This window comes from Pseudoalteromonas sp. TAE56 (genome assembly GCF_000497955.1).
GTDB lineage: Bacteria > Pseudomonadota > Gammaproteobacteria > Enterobacterales > Alteromonadaceae > Pseudoalteromonas.
In genome coordinates this window covers 1-25,427 of record NZ_AUTN01000104.1, presented here as the reverse complement: position 1 = coordinate 25,427, position 25,427 = coordinate 1, and the positions used below count along the sequence as shown (strand labels likewise).

The window sequence follows — 25,427 nt, the reverse complement described above, 5'->3', positions numbered from 1 at the left end:
ATTGAACTTTGTAGATTGGAATTTGTTCAATCTAGGGGCGATTAAATCGCGGCGCGAGGTTTGTAACCTAGTGGACTAAGTAAAAACCGAGCAACAAAGAGATAATCGTCCCTAGAAAGAACCCGACGGGCAGCGCATGTTTGGTATTTATGCTGCGTTATCGCCTATTTATGGGGAATAACCACACTGCATAGGCTCTGCCTTGCCTAAACACCAAACATACTGCTGCAAATTCAACCACTAAAGATTAATACGCCCAAATTATTATTTGTCAGATTTTGATGAAAAAAGGGTATCGAGTGTGTTCTCGTACGTGTGGTAATCTAAAAAGTCGTAAAGCTCAGAACGCGTTTGCATATTTTCGATTTGGCTTTGTTGCGAGCCTTCATTCAAAATTGCTGAATACACGTTTAGCGCTGCTTTGTTCATGGCTCTAAATGCACTTAGTGGGTAAAGCACCATTTCAACACCTACATCGCTTAACTGCTCTTTAGTGTAAATAGGTGTTTGGCCAAACTCAGTAATGTTTGCCAAAATTGGAACGTTAATCGCTTTTGCAAATGCTTGGTAATCAGCAAGGTCGTGTACGGCTTCTGCAAAAATAGCGTCAGCACCGGCTTCAACACAGGCAGCTGCACGGTCTATCGCAGCATTTAAACCTTCTTTTTGAAATGCATCGGTACGCGCCATAATATAAAAATCGCTATCGGTTTTTGCATCAACCGCCGCTTTAATGCGGTCAACCATTTCACCTTGGCTTACAATTTCTTTATTAGGGCGATGACCACAGCGCTTTTGCGCTACTTGGTCTTCTATATGAAAACCCGCCGCACCCGCTTTAGTCATTTCTTTTACTGTGCGTGCAATGTTAAACGCCCCACCCCAACCGGTATCGGCATCCACAAGTAGTGGTAAATCGCTAGCACCCGTAATACGACGAATATCTTCAAGCACGTTATCAAGGCTTGTCATACCCAAATCAGGCATACCAAACGAGGCATTTGCCACACCGGCACCTGAGAGATAAATAGCTTGGTGGCCCATTTTTTCTGCCATCATCGCTGTGTAGGCGTTAATAGTACCTACCACTTGTAACGGGCGGTTATTGGCAATAGCGTGTTTAAATTTTAATCCTGCTGACATTACTTTCTCCTCACTTTGAACGGTTGCTACGTGGAGTAACTTATAGTTTTAATCTGTAATTGTGACTGTTTAACTGCTCTTGCTAGCTTTTAGCAGTTAATACATCAAATTTGGTTTGAATATTTGCTTGCGATGCACTGATGTGGCGCTTCATTAACATTTCGGCCAGTTCGCCGTCGTGGTTTTCAATGGCGTTAATAATAGCTAAATGCTCATCAAACGCTTTTGATACACGCGGCCCCACCATGCCCATTTGTACACGGTACATGCGTATTAATTGATAAAGCTCATTACACAGTAAATGGATTAAATGCGCGTTTTTACTGCCTTGAATAATACGATAATGAAAATCTAAATCGCCGGCTTCTTGATAATAAGACTCGCCCTCTTTAACACGTTGTGTTTGTAGGTGCTGATTAAGTAATTGCTTTAAACCTTTTACTTCTTCGGGTTCCATATTGTCGGCAGCAAGCCTACATGCTAAGCCTTCAAGTGAGCTGCGAACTTGGTACACTTCAATCAAACGCTCTGCAGTAAGGGCTACTACTCGGCAACCTACGTTAGCTTTACGCTCAACAAGGTAGCAACTCTCTAAGCGATTTAACGCCTCTCTAAGTGTTGCACGGCTTACGCCATAACGCTTGGCAAGCTCAGGCTCTGATATTTTACTGCCTTGAACTATGCTGCCTTCAACAATCTCACGACGCATATCTACAAATACTTGATCTGATGCGGTAGTTATAGGTGCTTCGTTTAGAAATGTGTGTGTCATTAGTTACTTATTAGATTGTCGACAATTCATGCAGTCACTATGTGCTTATTAAAAAAACATGTCAACCCTAAAACCCGATGAAAAGACTAAAAAATGCATTCATTGTCGACACTATTAATCTAAAGTCGTATATTACTGGCTTTAAAATAGGCCGGCGCATAAAAGTGTCGACATGACTTCAAAGTAGTTAATATGCTTTTTAGCGCTGAAAACACCTTATATAAATGTTATTATCGCGCTTTATTTTTATTGTATGAGCTAACGCGTGAACGCCAACACTTTTATTCCTGAGCACTTTATTGATGACGTAAAAACCTATTTACCAGCGCATCTAAACTTAGATGACTTTTTAAATGCGTGTCGCAGGCCGCTCAGAAAATCTATCCGCGTTAATACTTTAAAAATTAGCATTGAAGAATTTGTAAAACGTGCAACTGAAAAAAATTGGCTGCTAACCCCAATCCCTTGGTGCAGTGAAGGCTTTTGGCTAGAACGCCCAAGCGATGAAGAGCAAAACCTAGCATTAGGCAATACCGACTTGCATTTAAGCGGTGCTATGTACGTGCAAGAGGCAAGCTCAATGCTGCCCCCTATCGCATTAAAAGAAAGTATTGAACTCGCTGATTCTCAAAATAACACAGTGCTTGATATGGCATCAGCGCCAGGTTCTAAAACATCGCAGCTAGCAGCGCTTATGAATAACCAAGGCGTACTCGTTGCTAACGAGCTTTCATCATCACGCTTAAAAGTACTTAGCGCTACGCTTAAACGTATGGGTGTGGGTAATTGCGCGTTATCGCACTTTGATGGCGTTATATTTGGCAACTACATGTTTGAATGCTTTGATAGCATATTATTAGACGCGCCCTGCTCTGGTGAAGGCACAGTACGTAAAGACGCCGACGCACTTAAAAATTGGTCAATAGAATCAAACATTCAAATAGCACAAGTACAAAAAGACTTAATTAAAAGCGCATTTTACGCATTAAAACCAGGTGGCACCTTAGTGTACTCAACTTGTACACTTACCCCGCTCGAAAACCAACAAGTGTGCGATTATTTACTCAGTGAATTTGGCGACTTTATAGCGCCTGAGTCACTAAGTGATTTATTTGAAGGTGCAAGTAAAGCAACAACAAGTGAAGGCTATTTGCATGTATGGCCGCAAACCTTCGATAGCGAAGGCTTTTTTATCGCTAAATTTAAAAAACACGCAAGTTGCGATAATCCAAATCAAACTGTTAAAAAAGGGGCGTTTCCGTTTAACGAGTTTGATAAAAAACAAAGCGTCGCGTTTATGCAATCGCTTAAAAAACACTTTGGGTTAACTAACCTACCTGGCAACTTAATGCAGCGCGATAAAGAACTGTGGCTATTTCCTGAGGGATTTGAAGCCGTGCAAAGTAAAATTAAGTACGCACGCTTAGGTATTCAAATTGGCATTATCCATAAAAATGGCGTAAGGCTAACGCACGAATTTGCTACTGTATTTGGCAATGTGTGTAAAACTAATATTTACGCGTTAAATAACGAGCAAGCAAATGATTATTTTCAAGGTAAAGATATACGCTTAACTGAAGCAACTCAGACAATTGGTGAAGTGGTATTAACGCTGTGTGGTTGCCCTATTGGGCTGGGGAAATGGCAAAAAAATAAGATTAAAAATTCACTACCACGCGATCTAGTGCAAAATACGCAGTTAATAAGCTGGGTTTAATCGATATACTTTACAATATATTAACCATATAATAGCAAAGTATCTAAATGAGCTTTGTACATAGTTGGGCCAGTACATAAAATTAATGTTCATTAATTTACTAGCGTTATTACTAGGTCTCATTTACAAAGAATCTATATCAAATAAGGAATAATAGTTTGCAGTTCAGGGAAGATATTAATGGCTTAAGAGCCATAGCAGTTATTGCTGTTGTTTTATTTCATTTTAACTCATCTTGGATGCCTGGTGGATTTGCAGGTGTAGATGTATTTTTTGTTATCTCTGGTTTTTTAATGACAGGGATAATATTTAAAGGATTAGAACAACAAAAATTTTCTATTTTAAGGTTCTATGTTGCACGCGCAAATAGAATTATTCCTGCACTTGCTCTTCTCTGTATAATACTATTAGTCTTCGGTTGGTTCTACTTATCTCCAACTGATTACAAAGCTCTAAGCAAGCATACAGTTAGCAGCATAAGTTTCGTATCCAATAACATTTACTGGTTAGAATCGGGCTATTTTGACTCCTCATCACATGAAAAATGGCTTCTTCATACATGGTCTCTTTCTGTTGAATGGCAGTTCTACATTATTTACCCAATTCTTTTAGTACTTTCAAGCAAAGTATTATCACTTAAAATGACCAAAAGGATGCTTTTATTTGGCACCGTAATAGGGTTTTTTTTCTGTGTATTGGCTACTTACAAATGGCCTAATGCATCATATTACTTATTTCCATCTCGAGCTTGGGAAATGATGATTGGTGGAGTGGCTTATCTATATCCTAGTAGGCTTGGGAACAAACAAAATAAAGTGATAGAAATCATTGGTGTTTTATTTATTTTAGGCTCATATTTCTTTGTTACAAAGGAAACACCGTGGCCGGGCTATTTGGCAATATTTCCAGTATTAGGAGCTTTTCTAATAATACAAGCGAATTCAAAAAACAGCTTTATCACTGGAAACTTAATTTTTCAAAAAATAGGGGCTTGGTCTTATTCAATCTACCTTTGGCATTGGCCATTAGTAGTAGCTATCGCTTACTTTTCATTAAGTAAAAACTTCATATATATAGGTATTATTTCATCAGTAATTTTAGGGTACTTGAGTTGTAATTTTATAGAGAAGTTAAAATTTAAAAATGCCTTGAATAGCTTCGGTGATGCGTTCACACATAAGCCTATACAAGCAACCATATTAGTTGGGTTTCTGAGTGGTTTAATCTACATTACAAACGGTGCAGAACACCACTACTCTAAAGAAGTTATAACAGCAAGTAACGAAGCTACCAATATGAATCCCTATAATTGTATTAATTCGACAGAACTAATTTGCCATATCGGAAATAAATCGAATGTTAAAGCTATTATTATTGGCGATAGTCACGCTGAAGCTATTACAACTTCACTATCAACTATTTTTAACTTAGATAATGAGGGGATAATTGCTATTACTAAATCAGCTTGCCCGTTTATTTTAAATGCGTTATCAACTAAAAGCGGCGATGAATGCTACAAAGAAAATAATAAAAGAAGTAAATTCTTAAAAGAAAATTATCACTCTGTACCTGTATTCTGGGTAGCAAGAACTGGTGTATATTTATACGGACAAACAAACCCAAAAAGAATCAATAATGCACTGGATAAAAAGCCATCAATTTATTTTACAAAACCACAGGATAAATTTACACATTCACTCTATAAAGAGTTTAAAGAAAATTTAAAATTGACCTTTGATGAATTAGTTAAAAATCACCCTGTCTACATATTGCAACCAATACCTGAAATGAGAAAAAATATACCTAAAACACTGACTAAAAATTTACTCATGAATATAAAAGGTGATGATCTCTCAATAAAATACAGTTTATATTTAGATAGAAATAAATACATTTTAGATATAATCAATGACTTAGCCAAAGGAAAACAAGTTAAAACTTTAGATCCAACGAAGTATTTGTGTAAAAATAATAAGTGTATAGCTGAAATAAATAATAGACCAATTTATTTCGATGGAGATCATTTAAGTGAATTTGGTAATAAACTCCTTACACCTATGTTTAATGAAGTGTTTAATAGTGAATTTTAATTTAGGTACATCTTACAATTTAATATACTTAATAAATTAGTGCACATATTAAAATACATAACTTTCTACTTCACCCAAAGATTTCGAAATCTTTTAGTTAGCGCAATACTCTTAAAAATTAGTTATTAGAACTAAACACACAAATTGTCCAAGTTCAAAAGACTTAATTAAAAGCGCTTTTTATGCATTAAAGTCAGGTGGCGCTTGAGTCACTAAATGATTTATTTGAAGGTGTTGGTAAAGCCACCACAAGTGAAGGCTATTTACATGTATGGCTCAAACATTCGATAGCGAAGACTTTTTTTATTGCTAAATTTAAAAAGCACGCAAGTTGCAATAACCCAAATCAAACAGTTAAAAAGGTGCATTCCCATTTTACGAGTTTGATAAAAAACAAAGCGTCGCGTTTATGCAATCGCTTAAAAAACACTTTGGGATAACTACCCTGCCAGGTAATTTAATGCAGCGTGATAAAGAACTATGGTTGTTCCCTGAAGGGTTTGAAGCCATAAAAAATAAGATTAAGTACGCACGCTTAGGCATTCAAATTGGCATCATCCATAAAAATGGCGTAAGGCTCACCCACGAATTTGCAACCGTATTTGGTAATGAGTGTAAAACTAATATATTTGCTTTAAATAACGAGCAAGCGAATGATTATTTTCAAGATAAAGATATACGCTTAACTGAAACAACTCAAACAATTGGTGAAGTAGTATTAACACTGTGTGGTTGCCCTATTAGGCTTGGGAAATGGCAAAAAAATAAGATCAAAAATTCACTACTACGAGATCTAGTGCAAAATACGCAGTTAATAAGTTGGGGTTAAACTAAAGTACAAATTTCACATAATTAATCTAATCCTTTGTTATCAAATGTAACCAGGTGGCAAAATTAGTTATGCTTTATTGAGTAGCTTTACTACACTTTAAAGTACTTTCTTCTTCTCCCTAATGAACCAAGAAAGTGTTTTAGTTAACGCTAGGCTCAATTTAGAGTCAATTTATAGCCCAGAGGTTTTTAACCTCTGGGCAATTTTTTACGCCGTATAATAACAGTTCAGCTTTTACCAATAAAACAAATATTCACAAAGAGGTTATGAGACGCTGCGCTTTTAGAGAGTTATCTATCGATTCGTGAATAGCTTACTTGTTGTCTACTCATTTACTCCTCATTCACTTCTCTTTGTGCAATTGGTTTTCACTTTAACTTTAACGTAAACAAACTTAACGCATTCGAAACCTACCTAGTTACAATGTTTTTTAAACATCAAGCTAGCTCTAAGCGGTTCAAAGTGAGAGCCAAACTTAAGCGATAGACATAAAATAGGCAAAGCATCAACTTGCTTAGCAACATCAAAAACTTGATAAAATTTATAACCATATTTAACGGCTAAATTTAATTCAGCAACATACAATGCTTTATACTTTGGAGGGAGTTGCTGCCAGTTCATTAGCGCTATTTGAATAATACCAAGCTGCACATCAAGCTTGTACGGCCCGAATTTTTTAGCCTGCTGAATATACTCGTATACGCGCTCTGTCGGCCCTTCTTGATAACTAACTACTTGTGCCAGTGCAATCCACGTTTCTGACCATGTTTGCCTTAACTCTAATGATTTTAATAAATCTTTTTCCGCTTGTTGATAAACCAAAAGCTTATTGTTATTTTTCTCGCTAGTTACTGATAGATTGTGCGTTTTTATGTATGCACTTAACTGCCAGTAATGAGGCTGTAAAGGGTCTTGGCTTGTTGCATATGTAATTGCCTTATCTGCAAGTTCTAGCTCTTCAGAAGTAATTAAGCTAACCGGCTGCTTTAAAATATTGAGCGCATTAAAGTACCATGTATTTGCGCGCATACTTTGTAAGCTTTGATAGCTTATAATTAAAGTAATAACTGCAAGCAAAATTATCTGAGTAAGTCGTTTCATATTTAAATTATTCATTAAATAAAGACTCTGTTAATCGCTGTGAATTAGTAAAAAATAAATCATGTGCTTTATTTTCACCTATTAACTCGCTCACTATTTGCTTAGCTTTACTCAAAATAGGCGGCCTGCGCTTAACTGAATGTGCATCAGATGCAACATAGGTTACTAAACCGTTTTTTAGCATATCTATACTAATATTTTTTGCAGTTTCGCCCCATGCACCTTCAATGCTTGAAGCCGTTAATTGAAACTCACAACCTAATTGTTTTAAACGCTCAATATAAAAAGGGTTAGCTTGAATATCGCGATTACGCTCAGGGTGAGGAATAATTACTTTTATATTTTGTTTAGCTAGCCAATTTATAAACTTATCGTAGCCTTGGGGGACATGCGAATGCGGGAGTTCTAATAATAAATAATTTACTGAATTAAGCGTACCAATAAACGGGAGTTTATTACTAAGCACTAAACTCATTAGCTCTACATCAAGCCTAACTTCAGCGGCCACAGCTAGTTTAATACCAATATTATTTACTAATGCCTGTGCTTTTAAATTAGCAAGCTCGCTATACAATTGCGAGGCCGAGTTATTAAATCGTCCAATATGTATATGTGGCGTGGCAACCATATGAGTTATACCATCATTTTGTGCAATAGTTAATAGTGCTAAAGATTCATTTAAATCTTTAGCACCATCATCAATGCCTGGCAAAATATGGGAATGAATATCAATCATAGATTGGCATTTAACTATGCATTAGGTTGTTCAGGTTTTTGCGAGTAATCGTAATAATCGTAATAACCATGGCTGTGCTCGTCTTTACTTTTATTCATATCTACTTGGTTAAGCACAATACCTGCAACATGAGCTTTAGATTCAAACAAGCGCTCAATACCCGCTTTAATAGGTTTAATTCGCGTAATATCAGACTTAACAACATAAATTACCGAGTCTGTACTTTGCGCAACAACTAACGCATCACTCACGGCTTGTGTTGGTGGTGTATCTATAATTATATGGTCATATTGAGCTTTCAAGCCATCAATTACTTCATTAAAGCGCGCGTTAGATAAAAGCTCTAACGGGTTACTAGGAATCTGACCACTTGGCATAATAGTTACGCCTGACTGCACATCAACATGTATACACTCACTTAACTGCTCTGTGCCTACAATTAAATTACTTAACCCTGGGTGAAATACCGGAATATCAAAGCGCTTAGCAATACTGGGTTTTCGTAAATCAGCATCAATTAGCAATACTTTACCCATTTGCGCAAGCGACATAGCTAAATTAGCTGAGGTCGTTGTTTTACCCTCACCCGGAGCACTTGATGTAACAGCGATTACTTTATGATTGCGCTCTAACTGAGTTAATAGCAAACTAGTTCTGAACGTACGTACTGACTCTGCAAAACGCCTGTAATTGTCATCAAGATATGCGTGAATCGGAAAAACACTCTTCTTAGGCATTGGTACATGTGGTAATAAGCCAATCATACGCTGGGCAAGCTTACTTTCAACGTCATTTTTGGTTTTAACAGTGTCGTTAAGGGCGTCGAATATAAAGCTCATTACTACTGCAAAACCAAAACTTGCCACAAAAGCTAAAATAACAATAAGCTTTTTATTCGGCTTCGCTGGTTGATTTGGTGCATAGGCACGATCCGTAAAGCGTGCTGCCGCCGAGCTAAAATCGCTTGTTACTTCGGTCTCTTTTGAGCGAGATAAAAACGTATTAAAAATATTACGATTAGTCTCAACTTCTCGTTTTAGTTGGTTATATTGGGTTTCTTTACGAGTAATATCTTGATATTCAGCACGAATTTTAACTAGGTCACGCTCAAGCGCACTTACAGTGCGTGTTATACGGTTTAGCTCTTTTTCAATGCCAGTAATAAGACCCTTAATTTGCTTATTTAAATTATTTTTTACAGTAGCAAGCTCAGCTTTAGCCGAGATAATTTTCGGGTGTTTAGGCCCATACACTTCACCTAAGTCACTTAATTTGCGTTCTACTATAACGACTTCACGCTTTACGTTTTGTATAACTTGGTGTGATGTAATTTCAGGCATGCTGCCTAAAAGCTCTAAGTTATTATTACCATATTCACTTATTACACGGTTAATACTCTCAAGGTTGTTTTTTTCATTACGTGCAACAATTAACTGCTGCGATATCTGTTCAAGCTCTTGCGTAGCAAGCCCTGCTATACCTTCAATATCTACTAGCTTTTGCTGCTCTCGATAAGCTTGCAGGCGCACTTCTGAGTCATCAAGCTGAATTCGCAATTGCGATAAGCGTGTATTTAGCCAACTAGATGCTTGTTGAGTAATACCCATTTTTGCGCGCATTTGGCTATTAATATAAACCTCACCAACTGTGTTAGCTACAAGTGCAGCTAATTTAGGATCGCTTGATTCAAAACTAATCATAACTAGCTGAGTATTACGAATAGGCGAAACTGAAAGACGGGATTTAAAAGCGCCTAACAAGCCAAGCATTTCACGATCAGCTTGATCCTCAGATGAATATACAGTTTTTTCTTTTTTATTTAAAAAAGGGAGTTTCTCTTTTATAGCTGTTTTCAGTTCACCTAAAACAGATGGTTTCCCAATGAAGTCTGGATGTGCTTTTAAATTAAGTTTGGTAATTACCTCACGGGCAATACTGTCAGACTTCATTACTTCAAACTGAGTAAGGTAATACTCCTTTTTAGTAGAGTCTAAACCGTATATTTCTTGAAAGCTTACAGCCTTAGTTTGCTCTGCCTCAATAAGTAAAGTAGCCGTTGCAATATATTTAGGTGCTAAGGTTAAAGCAACCATAATAGTTAGTAATGTAACAACGATCGAAAAACCCAAAATACGCCATTTGGCGCGTTTAATTACATTAATATATGCACTTAAATCAATAATGTCTTCATTATTGGTTAGAGTTTCATTTATTTGGTTCATTAATTACTGCCTTGTAAACTGCTTAAAACAAGCGTTGTTCTATTTTTATGGTATCGCCCGCTGCAATCTGGCTATTTAAATTACCTTTTTGTTGCTGCTGTTTAGTTTGCTCTTTAAAAATATAAATTTTATCTACCGAGGCACGTTCAGTTAATCCACCCGCTAGTGCAATAGCTTGGTTAACTGTCATAGCAGGCTGATAAGAATAAGCACCAGGGTTTTTTACTTCACCGTGAATATAAAAAGGACGGTATTCAATAACCTGAACGTATACGTTGGGGTTTATAAGATAATCAGGTTGTAGGCCTCGTATTATAACTTGTTCAACCTCTGAAATATTAAGCCCAGCTAGTTTAACTTTACCTAAAAATGGGTAATTAACCTCACCACTATTACCTAAAAGTGCAGTAACCTCTAAATCAGGTTGGCCAAACACTTTTATTTCAACCTTATCGCCAGCACCTAAAATATAACTTTGTGCTGTTTGAGCAAAGCAAACGCTGCTTAAAACTAGCAGCGTTAAACTAAAAATAAACTTCATTAATTAGCCTTTAAAGCAAATGTAAAATTAACACCAACAATAACGCGGTCAAACTCTATTGCGCTTTGAGTAGAATCTTTATCAATAAAATCGACGTAAGTAGAAACCATACCAAAATTACTAGCAACGTAGTTTAAACCTAAACGAGCACTTTTAGATTTATCTTTACGGCCTACATCTCCAGTGTATTGTTCGTTAGTGTAATTAATACCAGCAAGTGAGCTTAAATAGTCACTCCAGTTGTGAGTCCAATTAACACCATATGTACTTTCTTTAATGTAATCACCCTGGACCAAAGGATCTTTAGCCGCGCGGCTAGTTGTAAATTGCACGGTAGAATAACTAAGTGGTTGCCAGTTAACTCCTGCTTCCCAGCTTAAGCCGCTAAAATTCTGGCGCTCATTAGCGCTAAAGTCTTTATTTTGATAACCTAATTTAAACGAGCCAGATGTAACCGCTGTTGCCTCCCACTCCATACCAAGTAGTATTTTTACATCATCACTATCACGTGAAATACCATTAGTTTGTAAAAAATCGTAACGATAGTTTTCTTGCTTAACTTCTAAAAATGTACGAGTAGATGCTTGGGTGTTATAGTAACCAGTTACACTAACTAACGATTTATCGTAATCACGATATTGCGATACTTCTCTAAAGTTTTGATATTTTTTACTAAAAAAACCAGCTTTTAGAGCAACTTGAGCTTTTGAGCTTTGTGCACCGTATTCGTAGCGCACTAAAACATTTTGTTGCTGATATTTTACAAGTTCATTTACTGCATCACCTAAGCCTTCGGTTAAACCGCTACCACGCGGCTCGTATAACCAATCTGCATCACCGTTAATATCTAAACGATGTTGACTAGTAAACTCTTTATGTACACCAGCACCAATATTAACTTGGGTAAAATTGTCAGCGCTATCTTTATTATGTAAAGAGCTGCTCGTACCTAAATCAAGTTTGTAACTGTCAGGACCATTTTCAATAACGGCTTTTACATTAGGCTTAATAGTCCAAATCAAACGCGACTCTTTGTTTTCAGGTGTGGTAAAAAAGTTATTATTACTACTAATGCCCGTTTGTAAAGTCGGCGTAATTTCAGCGCCATCCTTAGTCATAACGCTACCTGGCTTTAAATTTGCAGCTACGGGAGCTGCAAACCCAACACTTAACATAGCAAAAATAGGGGCTAGTGTTTTAGTATGCATTTGCATTCTTAAATCCTTTAAAAATTGTCATAAAAATAATTTCTATATCAAACCATAGCGACCAATGCTTAATATAATGTAAATCAAATTCTACACGTTTTTCCATTTTATCTAGAGTATCAGTTTCACCACGCCAGCCGTTTATTTGCGCCCAACCTGTAATTCCTGGCTTAGCTTTATGGCGTAACATGTAAAACTCTACCTTTTTACGGTATTCCTCATTATGGGCTACAGCGTGCGGGCGTGGACCTACAATAGACATATCGCCTTTTAAAACATTTATAAATTGCGGTAACTCATCAAGGCTTGTGCGGCGTAAAAAGCCACCCAGTGGTGTAATGCGCGCATCATTCTTTTTGGCTTGTGTAACCACTGCACTGTTTTCGGTAACACTCATTGAGCGGAATTTCCAAACCTTAATTTTTCGCCCATCTAATCCGTACCTATCTTGTTTAAAAATCACAGGGCCTTTAGAAGTGAATTTAACAGCAAATGCAATTGCAATAAGAATAGGCGAAATCAATATCAATATTAAAGCAGCTACTATAATATCTTCAGTACGTTTTATAAACTCACGAGCACCAATAAATGGTGACTCAAATACACTTAAAGTATCAAGCTCACCCACATGCTCAATACGGGCATGTATTAAATTAGACATTAAAAAATCAGGTATAATATGTACATCAACAGTAGTGTCACCAAGCTGCAATAATATATCAGCTATACGTTTATCTGCCTTCATAGGGAGTGCAATATATAAAACGCCTATCTCACCGTTTCGAGCAGCATTCACAGCATCTTGAACTTTACCGGCAACATCATGTTTTGTTGAATTTTCAAATAAACGTTCGGGTTTACGATCATCATAAAAGCCTAAAAACTTAAAACCTAATTCATCGTTTTTATTAATTTCATTATATAAATGTACTGCAGATTCTGTAGCGCCAACAATTGCAACATTACGTAAATTTATTCCTAACTTTCTTCTGTTTCGTTTAAATAAATAGGTAACTACCCTCCAGCTATACATGAAGGCAAAACTTAGTAAAAACCATAAACCTAAACCAATACGAGAAAGCTCATCAGTAAATTTAAAAGCGAATGACACAAAAAATAAAACAGCAAACGCAGCGAATAAAGAGCCCCAAGCACATAGAACCATGGTTCTAAACTTACCTGCACGCCACGAGCGATAAGCCGAAAATATTTCCGCACAATACAAAAAACTTAAAGCAACGGTTAAAACTGCAACCATGTAAGTGGGTGTAAGCTCAAAGCTATAAAATAAAGCAGAACATTGAAAGGCTATAAACAATGCAAAAATATCGAATAAACGGTAAAAATTAGCATCAGACGAACCTGTAGGCTTAAACGTCCTTGAAGATGTCATACTATGTATCCCTATAGATATCTTAATGAGTGAATTAAGCTCCACAAAACTGTAGTTAAATATTACAGCATCGTATTGGAGTATACAATAATAGGTTAAGCAATATATGCAATAATATTAAGTAGAAAAGTATCATTAATCAAATGACAGAAACCAATTTAAACAAAATAAACATTTATTAACAAAGTAAACATTTTCACTCCCTACTAACCTTCATTCTCGCCAAAGCTACAACCATTTTTGACCTAAATACGACACAGACTTAGGTAAATTAAATAGAGGTTTGATATAGGGCTTAAACGTAAAAATGAAGATTAAACATACAAATATTGGGGTTGTTATGGAAAGTAAAAAATGAGTGACATAGCCAAAGCTTTCCAAACTATAATAGTTAAAAAATAAAGCTATAAAAAACTGGTGTAAAATAAAAAATTCAAGAGAATTCTTGCCAATATTAACGAACAAATGATTTATAAACCCTATTTTAGAAATTAATACCACAAAGCCTACAAAAAGCAAAGTCATCGGAATATACTTAACTAGCAAAACTGAGTACCCCACCGAATCCATTACATTACCTTTAAAAACAAACATGAAAAGTAAAGATAAGGCCATAACAACCACAACTACTTTTTGGTTATCTAACATCTCCACTACAAAAGTCTTAAATAAAAAACCAGCCACAAAAAAAGGTATACCTTGATAAGCAAGATTATAAAAAAGCATATTACTTATTTCAAATTCAAAACTATATAAGCCTAAGAATAGGTGAATAGCAAAGGATGTTAATAGAGTAAAAACTAACTGTACAGGTAAGGAAAATCGACTAATCACGACAGCATAAGCACTTAATGCAAGTAAAGCATAAACAAACCAAAGATTACCAAAAGGTACTGGAAAGATATACCCTCGAGGAAAAGATGGGTAATTGCTCCAAGGATACAAATTAAAACCAATTATTTCAAAAGTTAATGAAATAACTGTCCATAATATTATCACCCACAACATGAGCGGCAATCTCTTAGTTAAAAACCACTTAGATTTGCTACCTGTTATAGATGCCATAACTAGGCCAGCTGCTAAAAAAAAAGCCGGTATCCTTGCAAAACTAAGTATATAATTAACCTTGTCTACTAAGGTAAAAACAATATATGTTGAAGAACCGTACAATGCAGTGAATGATAGCAACGCATGATGAAAAGCAACCAATAAAACAGTAATCCCTTTTAAAGCATCAACCCAAATTATTCTTTTTTTTAATGTAACTTCCATTGTAATGATCCAAGAGTTTATAAACTTACTGCAAGTTTTAATGCACAGCTTAATTTTAAAGGAACTATCATAATTAAGCTTTACAGTAAGAGGGTTAACAATATAGAAGTTTATTACATCATTAATAATAAACTTAATATCTGAATGTTTTTTTAGCTATTTCCCCAAATTTAATCACTTCCAAAATAATAATCTTTTCTTAATTGGAAGAATAAGCAACAAAGCACTTGGTAGATTGCAAATTATGTTAAGCAGCGCAGGTAATATTCTTCGTGCTTTAATCTGCTCAATAAGCACTAAATAATGAAAAGCACGTTTTAAATTTTTATTACGAATTTTTAGTGCAGATGTCTCTAAATCAGACAAATGATATTCCCTGATAAACTTTTTATCGAAGTTCAATAATTTATCAATATGATCTATTTCTAATTTACTTGAAATTGACCCGTCTCGTACAGTATAAACATAGCCGGCCTCATTAAGGACCTCTGCATTTGCCCCCCTTGCTAAACAGCTTGCTAAAAAATAATAATCTTCGCCTATCTTTACTTCAGGCCAGTATTTAATACTGTGATTTTTTACAAACTCATTTTTAAACAGCGGCTTAACATAACCTGTCGATTTCACTTTGGTGAAGACTAAATTAGTTTTTATAAGAAAAGATAAATTTAGTTTACCTAATGGTAGTTCAGTGCTCGAGTAAAAAGGACCTGAAATAGCACCATCACTGCTTAATTCACAAAAGTTGTCGATTAAAACATCGGCTCCAGTGGGCGCCTTGCTTAGCATGTTTTGCAATCTGTTTTGGTTCATATAATCATCAGAATCTAACACAGCAATCCATTTACCTTTAGCTGTAGCAAATCCAATATTTCTCGCAGCGCCTGGCCCGCCATTTATTCTGGAGCGCAACAACTTAACACGTGAATCACTTATTGATTCAACCACATCACACGTATCATCCGTTGATGCGTCATCAACGACTATAACCTCTATCGAAACCCCTTTTTGCGACAAAGCAGAGTTAATAGAGGTTAATATAAAATTTTGAGCATTCCATGCTGCAATAACAACCGAAACATCAATAGTGTTTGACATTATAAATCCTAAATAAATTATATATTTTTGCTAACTAGGCCTTTGCTGAATAAGCCATAAAAAGCTAACTCAGTCAGATAAATCACAAAGAATTAAGTGTTGAACTTTTAAATGAAATCGCAAAGTAAAAACGTTTCTAACTAAGCCCAATTAATCGATAATCGACTTTTGACTATACACTCACGAACAATATCCGGTAACCTCCATATAAACTTACCACCTGATTTGTTAACTAATACAATAACTCAGCATCAGCGCCCCCATTTTATTGCTGAATCATTTGCTATTGCATGCTCATGAGATGCAGCTGCATTTTGATAGAATGAGGTCGTTGATCTCAGGAAGTATCGCTAATTTATGCCCAAATGCAACATTATTACTTTATAGACTTAATATATAAGTCTAATCCTATTTGTATTAGTCTTTGCATTCTAGCTAGGAGGTGATTATCTGCCTCATTAAAATCGCCTGTGCTCGAAGTGAAAACAACTTTTTACCACCCTTATTTCACTGCCAATTATTTTTCTAATATCTTTCTATTCATATAAGCCCTAATAAAGCGAAATGGTATGAGAAACATCGCTCCTGGAAATCTTTTTAAAATAGATACTGCTAATCCTCTGTTAAAACCTACTCTAGTAATTAAGTGCTTCAACATTAAATAAGAATAAAGATTTAAATGGTGATCTGCAGATTGCTTAATCAAAGCATATTCGCTTTTTTGTAACGGAAATGAAGAAAGTATCATTTTATACAAAATAAAATGATACCCATGCTGGGTCGAAGATGAGAGTTTATTCCAATCGAATGAATCAAAATAAATGTTTACTCCTGCTCCGCAGTGAACATTTTTACTTAATGAGAAAATAACTTTTTCGCAACTACGCACTAAATGTAGCCAAAGAAAAAAATCCTCTCCAGCACTTACTAATGAAGGATCAAAACGCTTATCTGACAATGATTTAAAATCGTAAACAATACAAGATGTTTGACTTAAATATTCTCTAATAAATAGTTTAAAACAATTAGCTCCTGATAATTCAGCTAAATTCTTATCTGAACTGAATTTAATATTATATTCAATAAGCATATCGTTCCACTCTTTGAAACAGTTCAATGATTCAAACCATGATAGAGCTGTATTAAAGCGGCTATGATTACAAAAATAAAAACCTGCTCCAGCTGACAATGCTGATAAGGCTTCTGAAACATGATGCTTGTTCCAAACATCATCAGAATCTAAAAATGCAACGGTATCTATTTTATTTTTTTGCAAATAATCTAACGCAGTATTCCTCGCAACTGCTGGCCCCGCATTTTTTTGTTTGATTAATTCTATTTGACAATTATCTGGCAATTGAATTGAAGCAAGCTCTTTGTCTGCAGGTACGGGCGAACCATCATCAACAATCACAACAGTAAATTTTGTTTTTTTAACTTCTTGCGCCGCTATTGAAAGCAATGCTTTAGCTAATATACCTGATTCCCGTTGATAAAAAGGTATAACTACACCAACATGATACTTAAACATAATACTTTCCTATTTTACATTTATATTGCAAAAATCTTATTTCATTCTTTAACTACAACGTTGTACATAAATTCGGGTCATTTATTACTATAAACTGTTGATTTTGCAATACTGAGATAATTTTTCTAACGCCATCTCTGACTTATCTATAAAGGTATTATCGCTACTCATTTGCCCGTGACTTTTAGCAAGCATTAAAAGCTTTTCAGCAGCATTATCTATAAAGTACGAATCAGTAAAACTTAATAATTTACCCAGTTGAACACTTCGATTTCCCATACCTTGGTTACCTGTTTTATGTGACCAAAAGTCTTTAATTGAAGAACTTGGTGTGGTATTAAATTTAAGATCAATTGACATTGATTCTGACCAATCAAACCATTTATTTCTATGTCTTGGAAAAATAGGCTCTAATGCAAGCCATGGCACTCGCAAAGTATCTGCTAAAATAGCCCCATGCATCGCCTCTGTTACAAGTAATTCAGTTTGTTGTATCGCTTGTAACGAACGCATTACATCTGGATCTGTTGGGTCTATATAATTAATTCCCGCTTGTTTACATACACTCTGCCAGTTACCGCGGGGAATACTTTCCCAATGAGGCATAAAGCTTACTTTGTATTTTTTAGTCTGAGCCGGTAAGTTCATAAAACGCGTTAAAATAGCTGCATCAGTAATAGCTAAGTTAGGGTCTAAATTCAGTGCCTTGGCTGTTCTTGGGCCGCGAACAAAAGCAACATCCCAACTTCCGTCGTGTACATTTGGTTTTCCTGAATATCCGCCGTACCCAGACCCCATAACAATTTTTTTAGGTTTTTTAGGTAAAAAGTCCCATAAAATAGAGCCAACGCCTAAAAAAAGCTCGTCTTCATTGTCATCAAGAAAGCCTGGAGCGAGTAATGCATCCCACATAATGTTATTTAAGTCATCACCGAAATTGGGAATATCGCCTTTGTAAAAAGTAAGTTTCATGTTAATGGAGTTCCTGATTATTAATATTTTTTGCAAGCTTGTTTAAATGCTGATTATTTGGCAATAATACTAAGCCAATGCTGACTATTTTTTTTCTATCGAATAAGAACATTTGAGTCAGGTAAATTATAAAAAAGATGGTGGCAGATATCGTAATATCTACCAATATAAATTTTAATGGGGGAATAAACTGAGTTATTAATGAGGTTGTAATTGCCGTAACAATGCAACAAATTAAGGGTACTATAAAACTAACTATATACTTTTTGACATCAAGCGATAATATCTGACATGACTTCCACAGCGATAATGAACAGTACAAACACTTACCAAGTATTAGCATGATAAGTAATGCATTTAATCCCAAAAATGCGCTTGCTGCTGTTAGGGGGACAATAATAAACGAGAGTTTAACCTGCAGTTGAAACCACCACTTAGCGTGATTACTTAGTACAATAACATTCTTTTGTGGTATGCCTAAAATAATGAAAGCAAAGATGATGCAAAAAGCTTGAAAAGCAACCGATGCATTTAGCCATTTTTCGGTAAATAGTAGTAAAAATATTTTTTCGCTATTAATAAAACAAAAGGTAAATAGAGGAAATAAAATCAGCACCGAAAAGTAAACAGAGTTCATAAAAGCCTTACGAAACTCTATCATTTCTTCTTGTTTTTTAGCCAAAAGAGGAAAACTAATTTCGCTTACAGTACCAATAAAGATATCACTAATAATTTTAGAAAACCGTTTAGCGACATTATAAAAACCAAGCTCTCGCTTACCTAGCACGGCACCAATTATCACTGATTCATAATGATCTAATATTGAAGTAACCCCATTCGTAAGCGTGGAATAAGCAGCAAAGCTATTTAGCTGTACTATGCTTGCAAATGAGAACTGAAAAGTAACAAGCTTCCTTGTGGGTAAGTATACAGCAAAAAAGTTAGCAATAGACAAAATAGCTTGTGCCCAAATTAAAGCCCAAACGCCAAAATCTAGTAACAGCAGTCCAATAATAATAGCTGCAGATATCACCGATGAGAAAATTGTGCGCAGCGCAATTAGGGAATATAACTGCTGCTTTAATAAAACTATATTTAATGTATAGAATAATCCATCAAAAATTAGTTTTAAACAAAATATAGAAAGAGCTAAATTAAAGGTTCGGGATTGAAATTCAAAGAATGAAAAAAAAGAAAAGCCGATAATAATAGCTGATATAAGCAGCGAAACAGCCAAATTTAACCAAAAAATACTGCTGATTATAAGTTTATCTTCAATTTGGTATTTAATAATAGCATCACGCCAACCCGATGGCATAAAGCTACTGACGATAAAAATAATCGCTAGTGCCAATGCCACTAAACCAAAGTCTTCAGGGGCAAGTATGCGCGCTGTATAAGCAAAAACAGCAAAGTTAATAACAGGCGGAAAAAACTTACTAAAAAAGAGCCACAAAATTCCTTTAGATGAATGCTTCATTAATTAGTGGCTCTCTTAAGAAAGCGTTTTATAAATTCACTTTTTAACTGAGCAATAATATGGATAAAAGATGAAAAAGAATTAAATAATGCTTTTAAACTTGGGACTATTTTTCTCTTTTTCAATGAGGTATAAAACTCTATCCATTGAATTTTAAAATTGATACTATCTGCATGTAACCTCAATAACTGAGATTCCTCAACTGTTACGGGCAATGATACCGCCATTTTATAGTCACAATCTCGCAGTTGTATTAAATCGTGTAAACTATGATTACCGGATAAAGAGTTTGCACGTACCAGTGCAACATAGCCGCAGGCTTCAATAAGCTTTAATTTTGCCCCCAATGCCAAGCAGCGGCAATATAGTTCGTAATCTTCACCTAAGCGCATATTTTCTTGATAACTAAGATTGTGTTTTATTAGAAAATCACGCTTTATAATTGGTTTTATAAAACCTAACTCTTGACGCTTTTTACCTTTTTTACTGATATTAGAAACAATAAACTCAGATAACGTGATTTCACATGGAAAGCACTGACTTTCTCCCATCATTTTAGTTTTTGTGGCTAGTGGCTGCCCCTCGATAACTCTATATTGATCATCGCCTACTAATTGATAGCCGTCACTGTTAGCTAATAACTTTTGATAACGTCCTTTTTCTATAAAATCATCAGAGTCTAATACCGTTACCCAATCACAAGAGCAATGCTTTAATGCAATGTTTCGAGCTTTAGACGGGCCACTATTAATACCAGTGGAGTGCACCGAAACTTTGTCGTGTAAGCTTTCGTATCTTAATGCTATTTCCAGTGTTTTATCAATTGAACAGTCATCCACGACAATGATTTGTGAAACTTGTTCGTCATCAACACTTGATTCGATTGCTCTTTCTAACGTTTTCTCGGCATTATAAGCAGCTATAATGACAGCTACAGTTTGATTATTAGGCATCTTCATCCTTGAATTTTTATCGCTAGGCAATTATTCATAAACTCTTACGTAATCTATTATAAATTTTTGTGGAAAAATAGAATTATCAATCCCCTTTTGACCACCCCAACTACCACCTACAGCTAAGTTAATAATAAGATACATTGGCTTATCAAATGGCCAATAACTCACGGAACTACCTTCCTTTTGATAACTGTAATGTAATACTTCGTCTATATAAAAATCTATTCTATCTAATGAACGCTCAACACTATAAACATGAAAATCATGAGAGAGATCATCAGCTCTTTGATAACTCTTAGCATGATTATTTTTTCTGTAGTTTCGTTCACCTGTATGAATTGCTGAATGGATAATATCAGGCTTAAATCCAACATACTCCATGATGTCAATCTCGCCAGCCATCGGCCATCCAACATCTTTAATATTGCTTCCGAGCAACCAAATAGCAGGCCATAAACCTCGCCCTTGAGGAAGCTTAGCTCTCACCTCTACTCTACCATGAGACCAGCCTGGTAGATGCTTTGTAGTTAAGCTTGCCGATGTATATGTATCTTTCGGTTGCTCTTCAAAAAGCGATTGCCACAAATTTTGCGCCCTTTGGGTAGGCTTATGGTGAGCCTCAATGATTAAATGCCCATTTTCTACCCTGCTATTTGTTTTGTTTTCTTTGTTATAGCGCTGCACTTCACCATTTCGTATATAACCTTCTTCATATGACCATTTAGCTGAGTTTGGCAGGCCATTATAATTAAACTCGTCATTCCAAATTAGATTACGTTCAGACGAAAAAACATTAAAAGAACAAATGAAAACATTAATAAGAATAGATAATCTACATAGTTTAATAAACATATATTAATAGAGCTCAATATTTTTCATGCCAGTTAATTTGGTTAAAACACCAAAGTGAAAACAACCTCTAAGTATCCAGCTATATCGCTTAACAGGACTAAGGCAAGTTAACAACGCCATAATGAAACAGAAGGTAAACTTTGAAAGTGCTTTAATAATGAACTTAGTAATATAAATTTTACTACTATCTTCAGAATACTGAGTCGGAGCATAAGTTTGTCCCATCCTAAACTTACGTTTTATCAACCAGCTTAACGTTGCTCTAGCTGCAGTTACAGGCTCATAAACAATCGCATTGGGACTATACTGCAAATTTGCTCCTTTTTTAAAAGCTCTTGAGAAGTAGTCAGTATCTTCCCCACCACTTCGACCAAGCCCTAAATCAAATTTCATATCTTTAATGCATATAGATTCTAAATCCAGAAGCGTATTGCATGTGTAGCCCGTTTCGATCACACCATTTACAAAAACAGCTTTTGTAGCATGAAAATTATTTTTGACAATCCAATACGGTGTATTATCCGCATATATTGATACAACTGGTCCTAGAACAATATCAGCCTTCTTATTTATGGCTGTTTTATATAATTCTGATATCCAAGTATCAGACACAGTTTCATCATCGTCTATAAATGCTAGCCACTTAGTTTTACAATTACTTAAGCATGCGTTTCGCGCTATAGATATGTTGCGAAAAGGTGCGTGAACATAAGTTAAATCTAAACCTAAATTATCCGCAAAGCCTTCAATTTTATCACGCATAGTTGGATCAACATCATTATCAGCAACTAAGATCTTAATGCATATATTATCTTTTAATATTTGCTTAGAAAGAGACTCGAGTGTTTTTTTAATCTCAATACGTTTGTAAGTACATATTGCGATAGTAATTACTGGCATTATGACGCACCTTCAGTGGTAGTAAACGGATAAGTAACTAGTTTTTTACAAAAGCCTACTGACCATCCGAAATGCATAGTAGCTGCTATAAAGCCTGACAACAAAACAGTCACTGAACAGCTTTTAACAGCTATAAAAACCCCATAAAAGACACATACACTAAACCAGACAATAAAAGGAATTAAAAATACTGAGCTAATAGGCGCAAGTAGACATAGTAATAAACAAGGAAATACAGACAGAGGGATCAGTTGGCGGACTTTCGGGATTTGCTTATGCTTGAGGGCATTACTAGCTCGTCCAATTCCATACCTGTAGTACTGAACAAATAGACGCTTAAAAGAATCTCGAGGGAAATATTTCATGTTCGTTTTCCCTGACAGCCATATTTTATAGCCAGCAGAGCTCAGCCTAAAATCTAGTTCAGCATCTTCATTTGCAACAAAGCTCTCATCATATCCATTTACATCATGGAAAGCTTTAATACTCATTAATGCATGATGTCCATGATCAACCCATCTTCCTTCACTGCTATCGTTGCGATGAGAAGAGCCACCATTTCCGAGCTTAGAGTTTTGTGCATATGCAGCTGCCTTTTGAAAACCTCTTTCACCGTATGTATCCATACTAACCACTACAGAATCAGCTTTAGTAACTAATGCATCTTTATAGAGTGTGTCTAAGAAATCTGATGGATATTCGCCGTGTGCATCAATTCTGACAAAATACTTAAACCCATCGCCAAATTTTTCGACCGCTAAATTGATCCCAGCACTTTGAATTTTTTTATTGTTTTTGATTAATTTTATATTTGAATAACTTTCACAGTACCGGTTAACAATATCTACCGTTTCATCGGTACTTCCACCATCAGCAACTACAATAAGTTGTGGTGACTCACTGATTAACTGATCTAACAATTTACCTATGTGTGCTGCTTCATTTAAACAGGGTATCACCACTAGGATATTTAGCTTACTCACTTAAAGCTCCCGTTAGTTTCTTTATTCCATAGTGAGAGAGCATTTTGAAGGCCTTTATCGAATAGCAATCCTTCATCTTCAAGCCATTGAGGATATACATCTGTTGAATTGATTAACTTTAGAATTCGTTCTGGGTGAATTCCAATGTCTAAAAAGTTAATTGCTTTTAATAATGACGCTCCAGCCAGCATAACACTCTTTGGAAATAACATTGTTTTCGCTTTAGGGAAGTGTTCCTGTTGAAAGGCACATACTATATCCTCTAAAGTATAGCGATTCGCATAAGCGCCATTAAATAAAATATAACTAGCACCTTTATTACGCGCATGCTCTATCGAATATAGTAAATCATTAACATAAATACATGACTTAATTGTGTCTTTTCTTCCTGGGTAAATAAAGAAGCCCTTATTTAATAAACCTGCTAAGCGAGTAAAATTCCCCCCCTCCCCTGGTCCAAAAACAACTGCTGGCCTAACGACTATCAATTTTGAATTTTTATTACGATGATGCCATGCTCGGTGAATTTGCTCTGCCATCATTTTAGAAAAACCGTACGAAGAGACTGGTTTTGGTAATGATGCTTCAGTTTTTCTTTGCTCGCTTGGACCATATACAGATATAGAGCTCGTAAATATAATTTCTTTTATCTCATTAGCCTCGGCGAACTTTGTAACCTCATTAGCACCTAAAATATTAGTTTCGTAGTATTCATGATGTTCATGACCAGGCGTAGTATGTATGGCTGCAAAATTGTATATAGTACTAATATTTGCGGAGCTTAAATCAAGATCGTGTAAATCTCTAACATCAGCATTAACATACTCTACCCCACTTAAGCTTACTTTAGGTGGCTTTATATCTATTGAATAAATCGGTGATATATTGTCTTCGACTAGCCTCTTTATTAGGTGTGTACCAACAAAACCCGAACCACCAAACACAATCACGCCACTCATACATTCCACCTTAGTTTTATAGATTTTAATTCAGTTGTTTGCTTTAAATAAACCCACGCTGCACATGTAACAAAATGTGAGATTGTAAATTGAGAAAACCACCCGGCCTCAAGAAATGTTTGCATAAACATAAATAAAAAAATCATTAATGCAAATCCTTCTTTATTGCCGAATTTTAAATTTTTATTGTTAATAAACGAGCGAAAAAAAGCAGCTAGTAAAATTAGAAATATCAACCCACCTAACATGCCCAATTGCACAGTCATGTCTATGTACATGTTATGAAAATGGAAACCTGCGCCAGATGGGACATGGGCAAACTCCCAAATTTCCTCAGCTAATGGGTTGCCTACGTAAAATATGCTCTCGTAACCAGTTCCTAGAATTGGATTATCGTGGATATTTTCTATTCCCCTTAGCCATATGAATGTGCGACCGGTCAACGTCGGATCTTTCCCAACTTCATACATGAAATTATCAAATTGGCTTGAATTACCAATGTATACAATGGCAGCAATTAGCGAAAGTAGGAGGAGTATCATCAGCCAATTTAAATTACTTCTGATTAATCTTGTTAAGTTGATTTTTTGATAGACTATAAAAAACAGAGATAGTGAAACTACTAAGAGAGTTGTTACAGTGGCTCCTAAGCTTTTAGATTTAATCAAT

Annotated in this window: 21 protein-coding genes and 1 pseudogene; 3 read left to right on the top strand and 19 right to left on the bottom strand. The window is 35.5% G+C overall.

What is annotated here, in order from left to right:
• Positions 1-264 precede the first annotated feature (264 nt).
• Positions 265-1,143: a methylisocitrate lyase gene (gene prpB, locus L656_RS0111605; RefSeq protein WP_002962361.1), complete on the bottom strand. Its 879-nt coding sequence runs from the start codon at positions 1,141-1,143 to the stop codon at positions 265-267.
• Between the two features lie 82 nt (positions 1,144-1,225).
• Entirely contained in the window at positions 1,226-1,915 is a 690-nt protein-coding gene (locus L656_RS0111600) for a GntR family transcriptional regulator (protein WP_024599338.1), read from the bottom strand.
• Between the two features lie 265 nt (positions 1,916-2,180).
• On the opposite strand from L656_RS0111600, the gene rsmF reads away from it, so the two are divergent.
• The 3 genes and pseudogenes from rsmF to yebU all read left to right on the top strand — a co-directional run.
• Positions 2,181-3,632, top strand: a complete 1,452-nt coding sequence (rsmF, locus tag L656_RS0111595) for a 16S rRNA (cytosine(1407)-C(5))-methyltransferase RsmF (protein ID WP_024599337.1) — start codon at positions 2,181-2,183, stop codon at positions 3,630-3,632.
• Positions 3,633-3,790: 158 nt separating this feature from the next.
• Positions 3,791-5,722: an acyltransferase family protein gene (locus tag L656_RS0111590; RefSeq protein ID WP_024599336.1), complete on the top strand. Its 1,932-nt coding sequence runs from the start codon at positions 3,791-3,793 to the stop codon at positions 5,720-5,722.
• Between the two features lie 125 nt (positions 5,723-5,847).
• A pseudogene (yebU, locus tag L656_RS01000000122210) lies at positions 5,848-6,551 on the top strand (16S rRNA (cytosine(1407)-C(5))-methyltransferase RsmF); the annotation flags it as partial.
• A gap of 417 nt (positions 6,552-6,968) precedes the next feature.
• On the opposite strand, the gene L656_RS0111580 reads toward yebU, so the two are convergent.
• The 17 genes from L656_RS0111580 to L656_RS0111500 form a co-directional block, all read right to left on the bottom strand.
• Complete coding sequence (locus L656_RS0111580) at positions 6,969-7,670, bottom strand: VpsP family polysaccharide biosynthesis protein (protein WP_024599333.1); 702 nt, start codon at positions 7,668-7,670, stop codon at positions 6,969-6,971.
• Positions 7,663-8,391, bottom strand: a complete 729-nt coding sequence (locus L656_RS0111575; protein WP_024599332.1) for a tyrosine-protein phosphatase — start codon at positions 8,389-8,391, stop codon at positions 7,663-7,665. The genes L656_RS0111580 and L656_RS0111575 overlap by 8 nt, the downstream gene beginning before the upstream one ends.
• A 14-nt stretch (positions 8,392-8,405) precedes the next feature.
• Positions 8,406-10,613: a GumC family protein gene (locus tag L656_RS0111570; RefSeq protein WP_024599331.1), complete on the bottom strand. Its 2,208-nt coding sequence runs from the start codon at positions 10,611-10,613 to the stop codon at positions 8,406-8,408.
• A gap of 22 nt (positions 10,614-10,635) precedes the next feature.
• Positions 10,636-11,154 carry a polysaccharide biosynthesis/export family protein gene (locus L656_RS0111565; protein ID WP_024599330.1) on the bottom strand — a complete coding sequence of 173 codons (519 nt, stop codon included), beginning with the start codon at positions 11,152-11,154 and terminating at the stop codon, positions 10,636-10,638.
• Positions 11,154-12,368, bottom strand: a complete 1,215-nt coding sequence (locus tag L656_RS0111560) for an outer membrane beta-barrel protein (protein ID WP_024599329.1) — start codon at positions 12,366-12,368, stop codon at positions 11,154-11,156. Before L656_RS0111560 ends, L656_RS0111565 begins: the two co-directional genes overlap by 1 nt.
• Positions 12,352-13,755 (bottom strand): undecaprenyl-phosphate glucose phosphotransferase, encoded by a 1,404-nt coding sequence (locus L656_RS0111555; protein ID WP_024599328.1) that lies wholly within the window; start codon positions 13,753-13,755, stop codon positions 12,352-12,354. Before L656_RS0111555 ends, L656_RS0111560 begins: the two co-directional genes overlap by 17 nt.
• A 228-nt stretch (positions 13,756-13,983) precedes the next feature.
• Complete coding sequence (locus tag L656_RS0111550; RefSeq protein ID WP_024599327.1) at positions 13,984-15,027, bottom strand: acyltransferase family protein; 1,044 nt, start codon at positions 15,025-15,027, stop codon at positions 13,984-13,986.
• 174 nt (positions 15,028-15,201) lie between these two features.
• Positions 15,202-16,125, bottom strand: a complete 924-nt coding sequence (locus tag L656_RS0111545; RefSeq protein WP_029750772.1) for a glycosyltransferase family 2 protein — start codon at positions 16,123-16,125, stop codon at positions 15,202-15,204.
• Between the two features lie 517 nt (positions 16,126-16,642).
• Complete coding sequence (locus tag L656_RS0111540) at positions 16,643-17,656, bottom strand: glycosyltransferase family A protein (RefSeq protein WP_024599326.1); 1,014 nt, start codon at positions 17,654-17,656, stop codon at positions 16,643-16,645.
• A gap of 87 nt (positions 17,657-17,743) precedes the next feature.
• Positions 17,744-18,628, bottom strand: a complete 885-nt coding sequence (locus L656_RS0111535; protein ID WP_024599325.1) for a polysaccharide pyruvyl transferase family protein — start codon at positions 18,626-18,628, stop codon at positions 17,744-17,746.
• A gap of 1 nt (position 18,629) precedes the next feature.
• A complete protein-coding gene (locus L656_RS0111530) occupies positions 18,630-20,108 on the bottom strand; it encodes an oligosaccharide flippase family protein (protein WP_024599324.1) in 1,479 nt (492 codons plus the stop codon).
• A complete protein-coding gene (locus tag L656_RS0111525) occupies positions 20,108-21,061 on the bottom strand; it encodes a glycosyltransferase family 2 protein (RefSeq protein WP_050581864.1) in 954 nt (317 codons plus the stop codon). The genes L656_RS0111530 and L656_RS0111525 overlap by 1 nt, the downstream gene beginning before the upstream one ends.
• 30 nt (positions 21,062-21,091) lie before the next feature.
• Positions 21,092-21,916, bottom strand: a complete 825-nt coding sequence (locus L656_RS0111520; RefSeq protein WP_024599322.1) for a glycoside hydrolase family 16 protein — start codon at positions 21,914-21,916, stop codon at positions 21,092-21,094.
• 3 nt (positions 21,917-21,919) lie between these two features.
• Positions 21,920-22,816 carry a glycosyltransferase family 2 protein gene (locus tag L656_RS0111515; RefSeq protein ID WP_024599321.1) on the bottom strand — a complete coding sequence of 299 codons (897 nt, stop codon included), beginning with the start codon at positions 22,814-22,816 and terminating at the stop codon, positions 21,920-21,922.
• On the bottom strand, positions 22,816-23,799 hold the full coding sequence (locus L656_RS0111510) for a glycosyltransferase family 2 protein (protein ID WP_024599320.1): 984 nt from the start codon (positions 23,797-23,799) through the stop codon (positions 22,816-22,818). The genes L656_RS0111515 and L656_RS0111510 overlap by 1 nt, the downstream gene beginning before the upstream one ends.
• On the bottom strand, positions 23,796-24,758 hold the full coding sequence (locus L656_RS0111505; RefSeq protein WP_024599319.1) for an NAD-dependent epimerase/dehydratase family protein: 963 nt from the start codon (positions 24,756-24,758) through the stop codon (positions 23,796-23,798). Before L656_RS0111505 ends, L656_RS0111510 begins: the two co-directional genes overlap by 4 nt.
• Positions 24,755-25,427 (bottom strand): O-antigen ligase family protein (locus L656_RS0111500; RefSeq protein ID WP_024599318.1); only part of this gene is annotated, 673 nt, incomplete at its 5' end. The genes L656_RS0111505 and L656_RS0111500, both read right to left, overlap by 4 nt.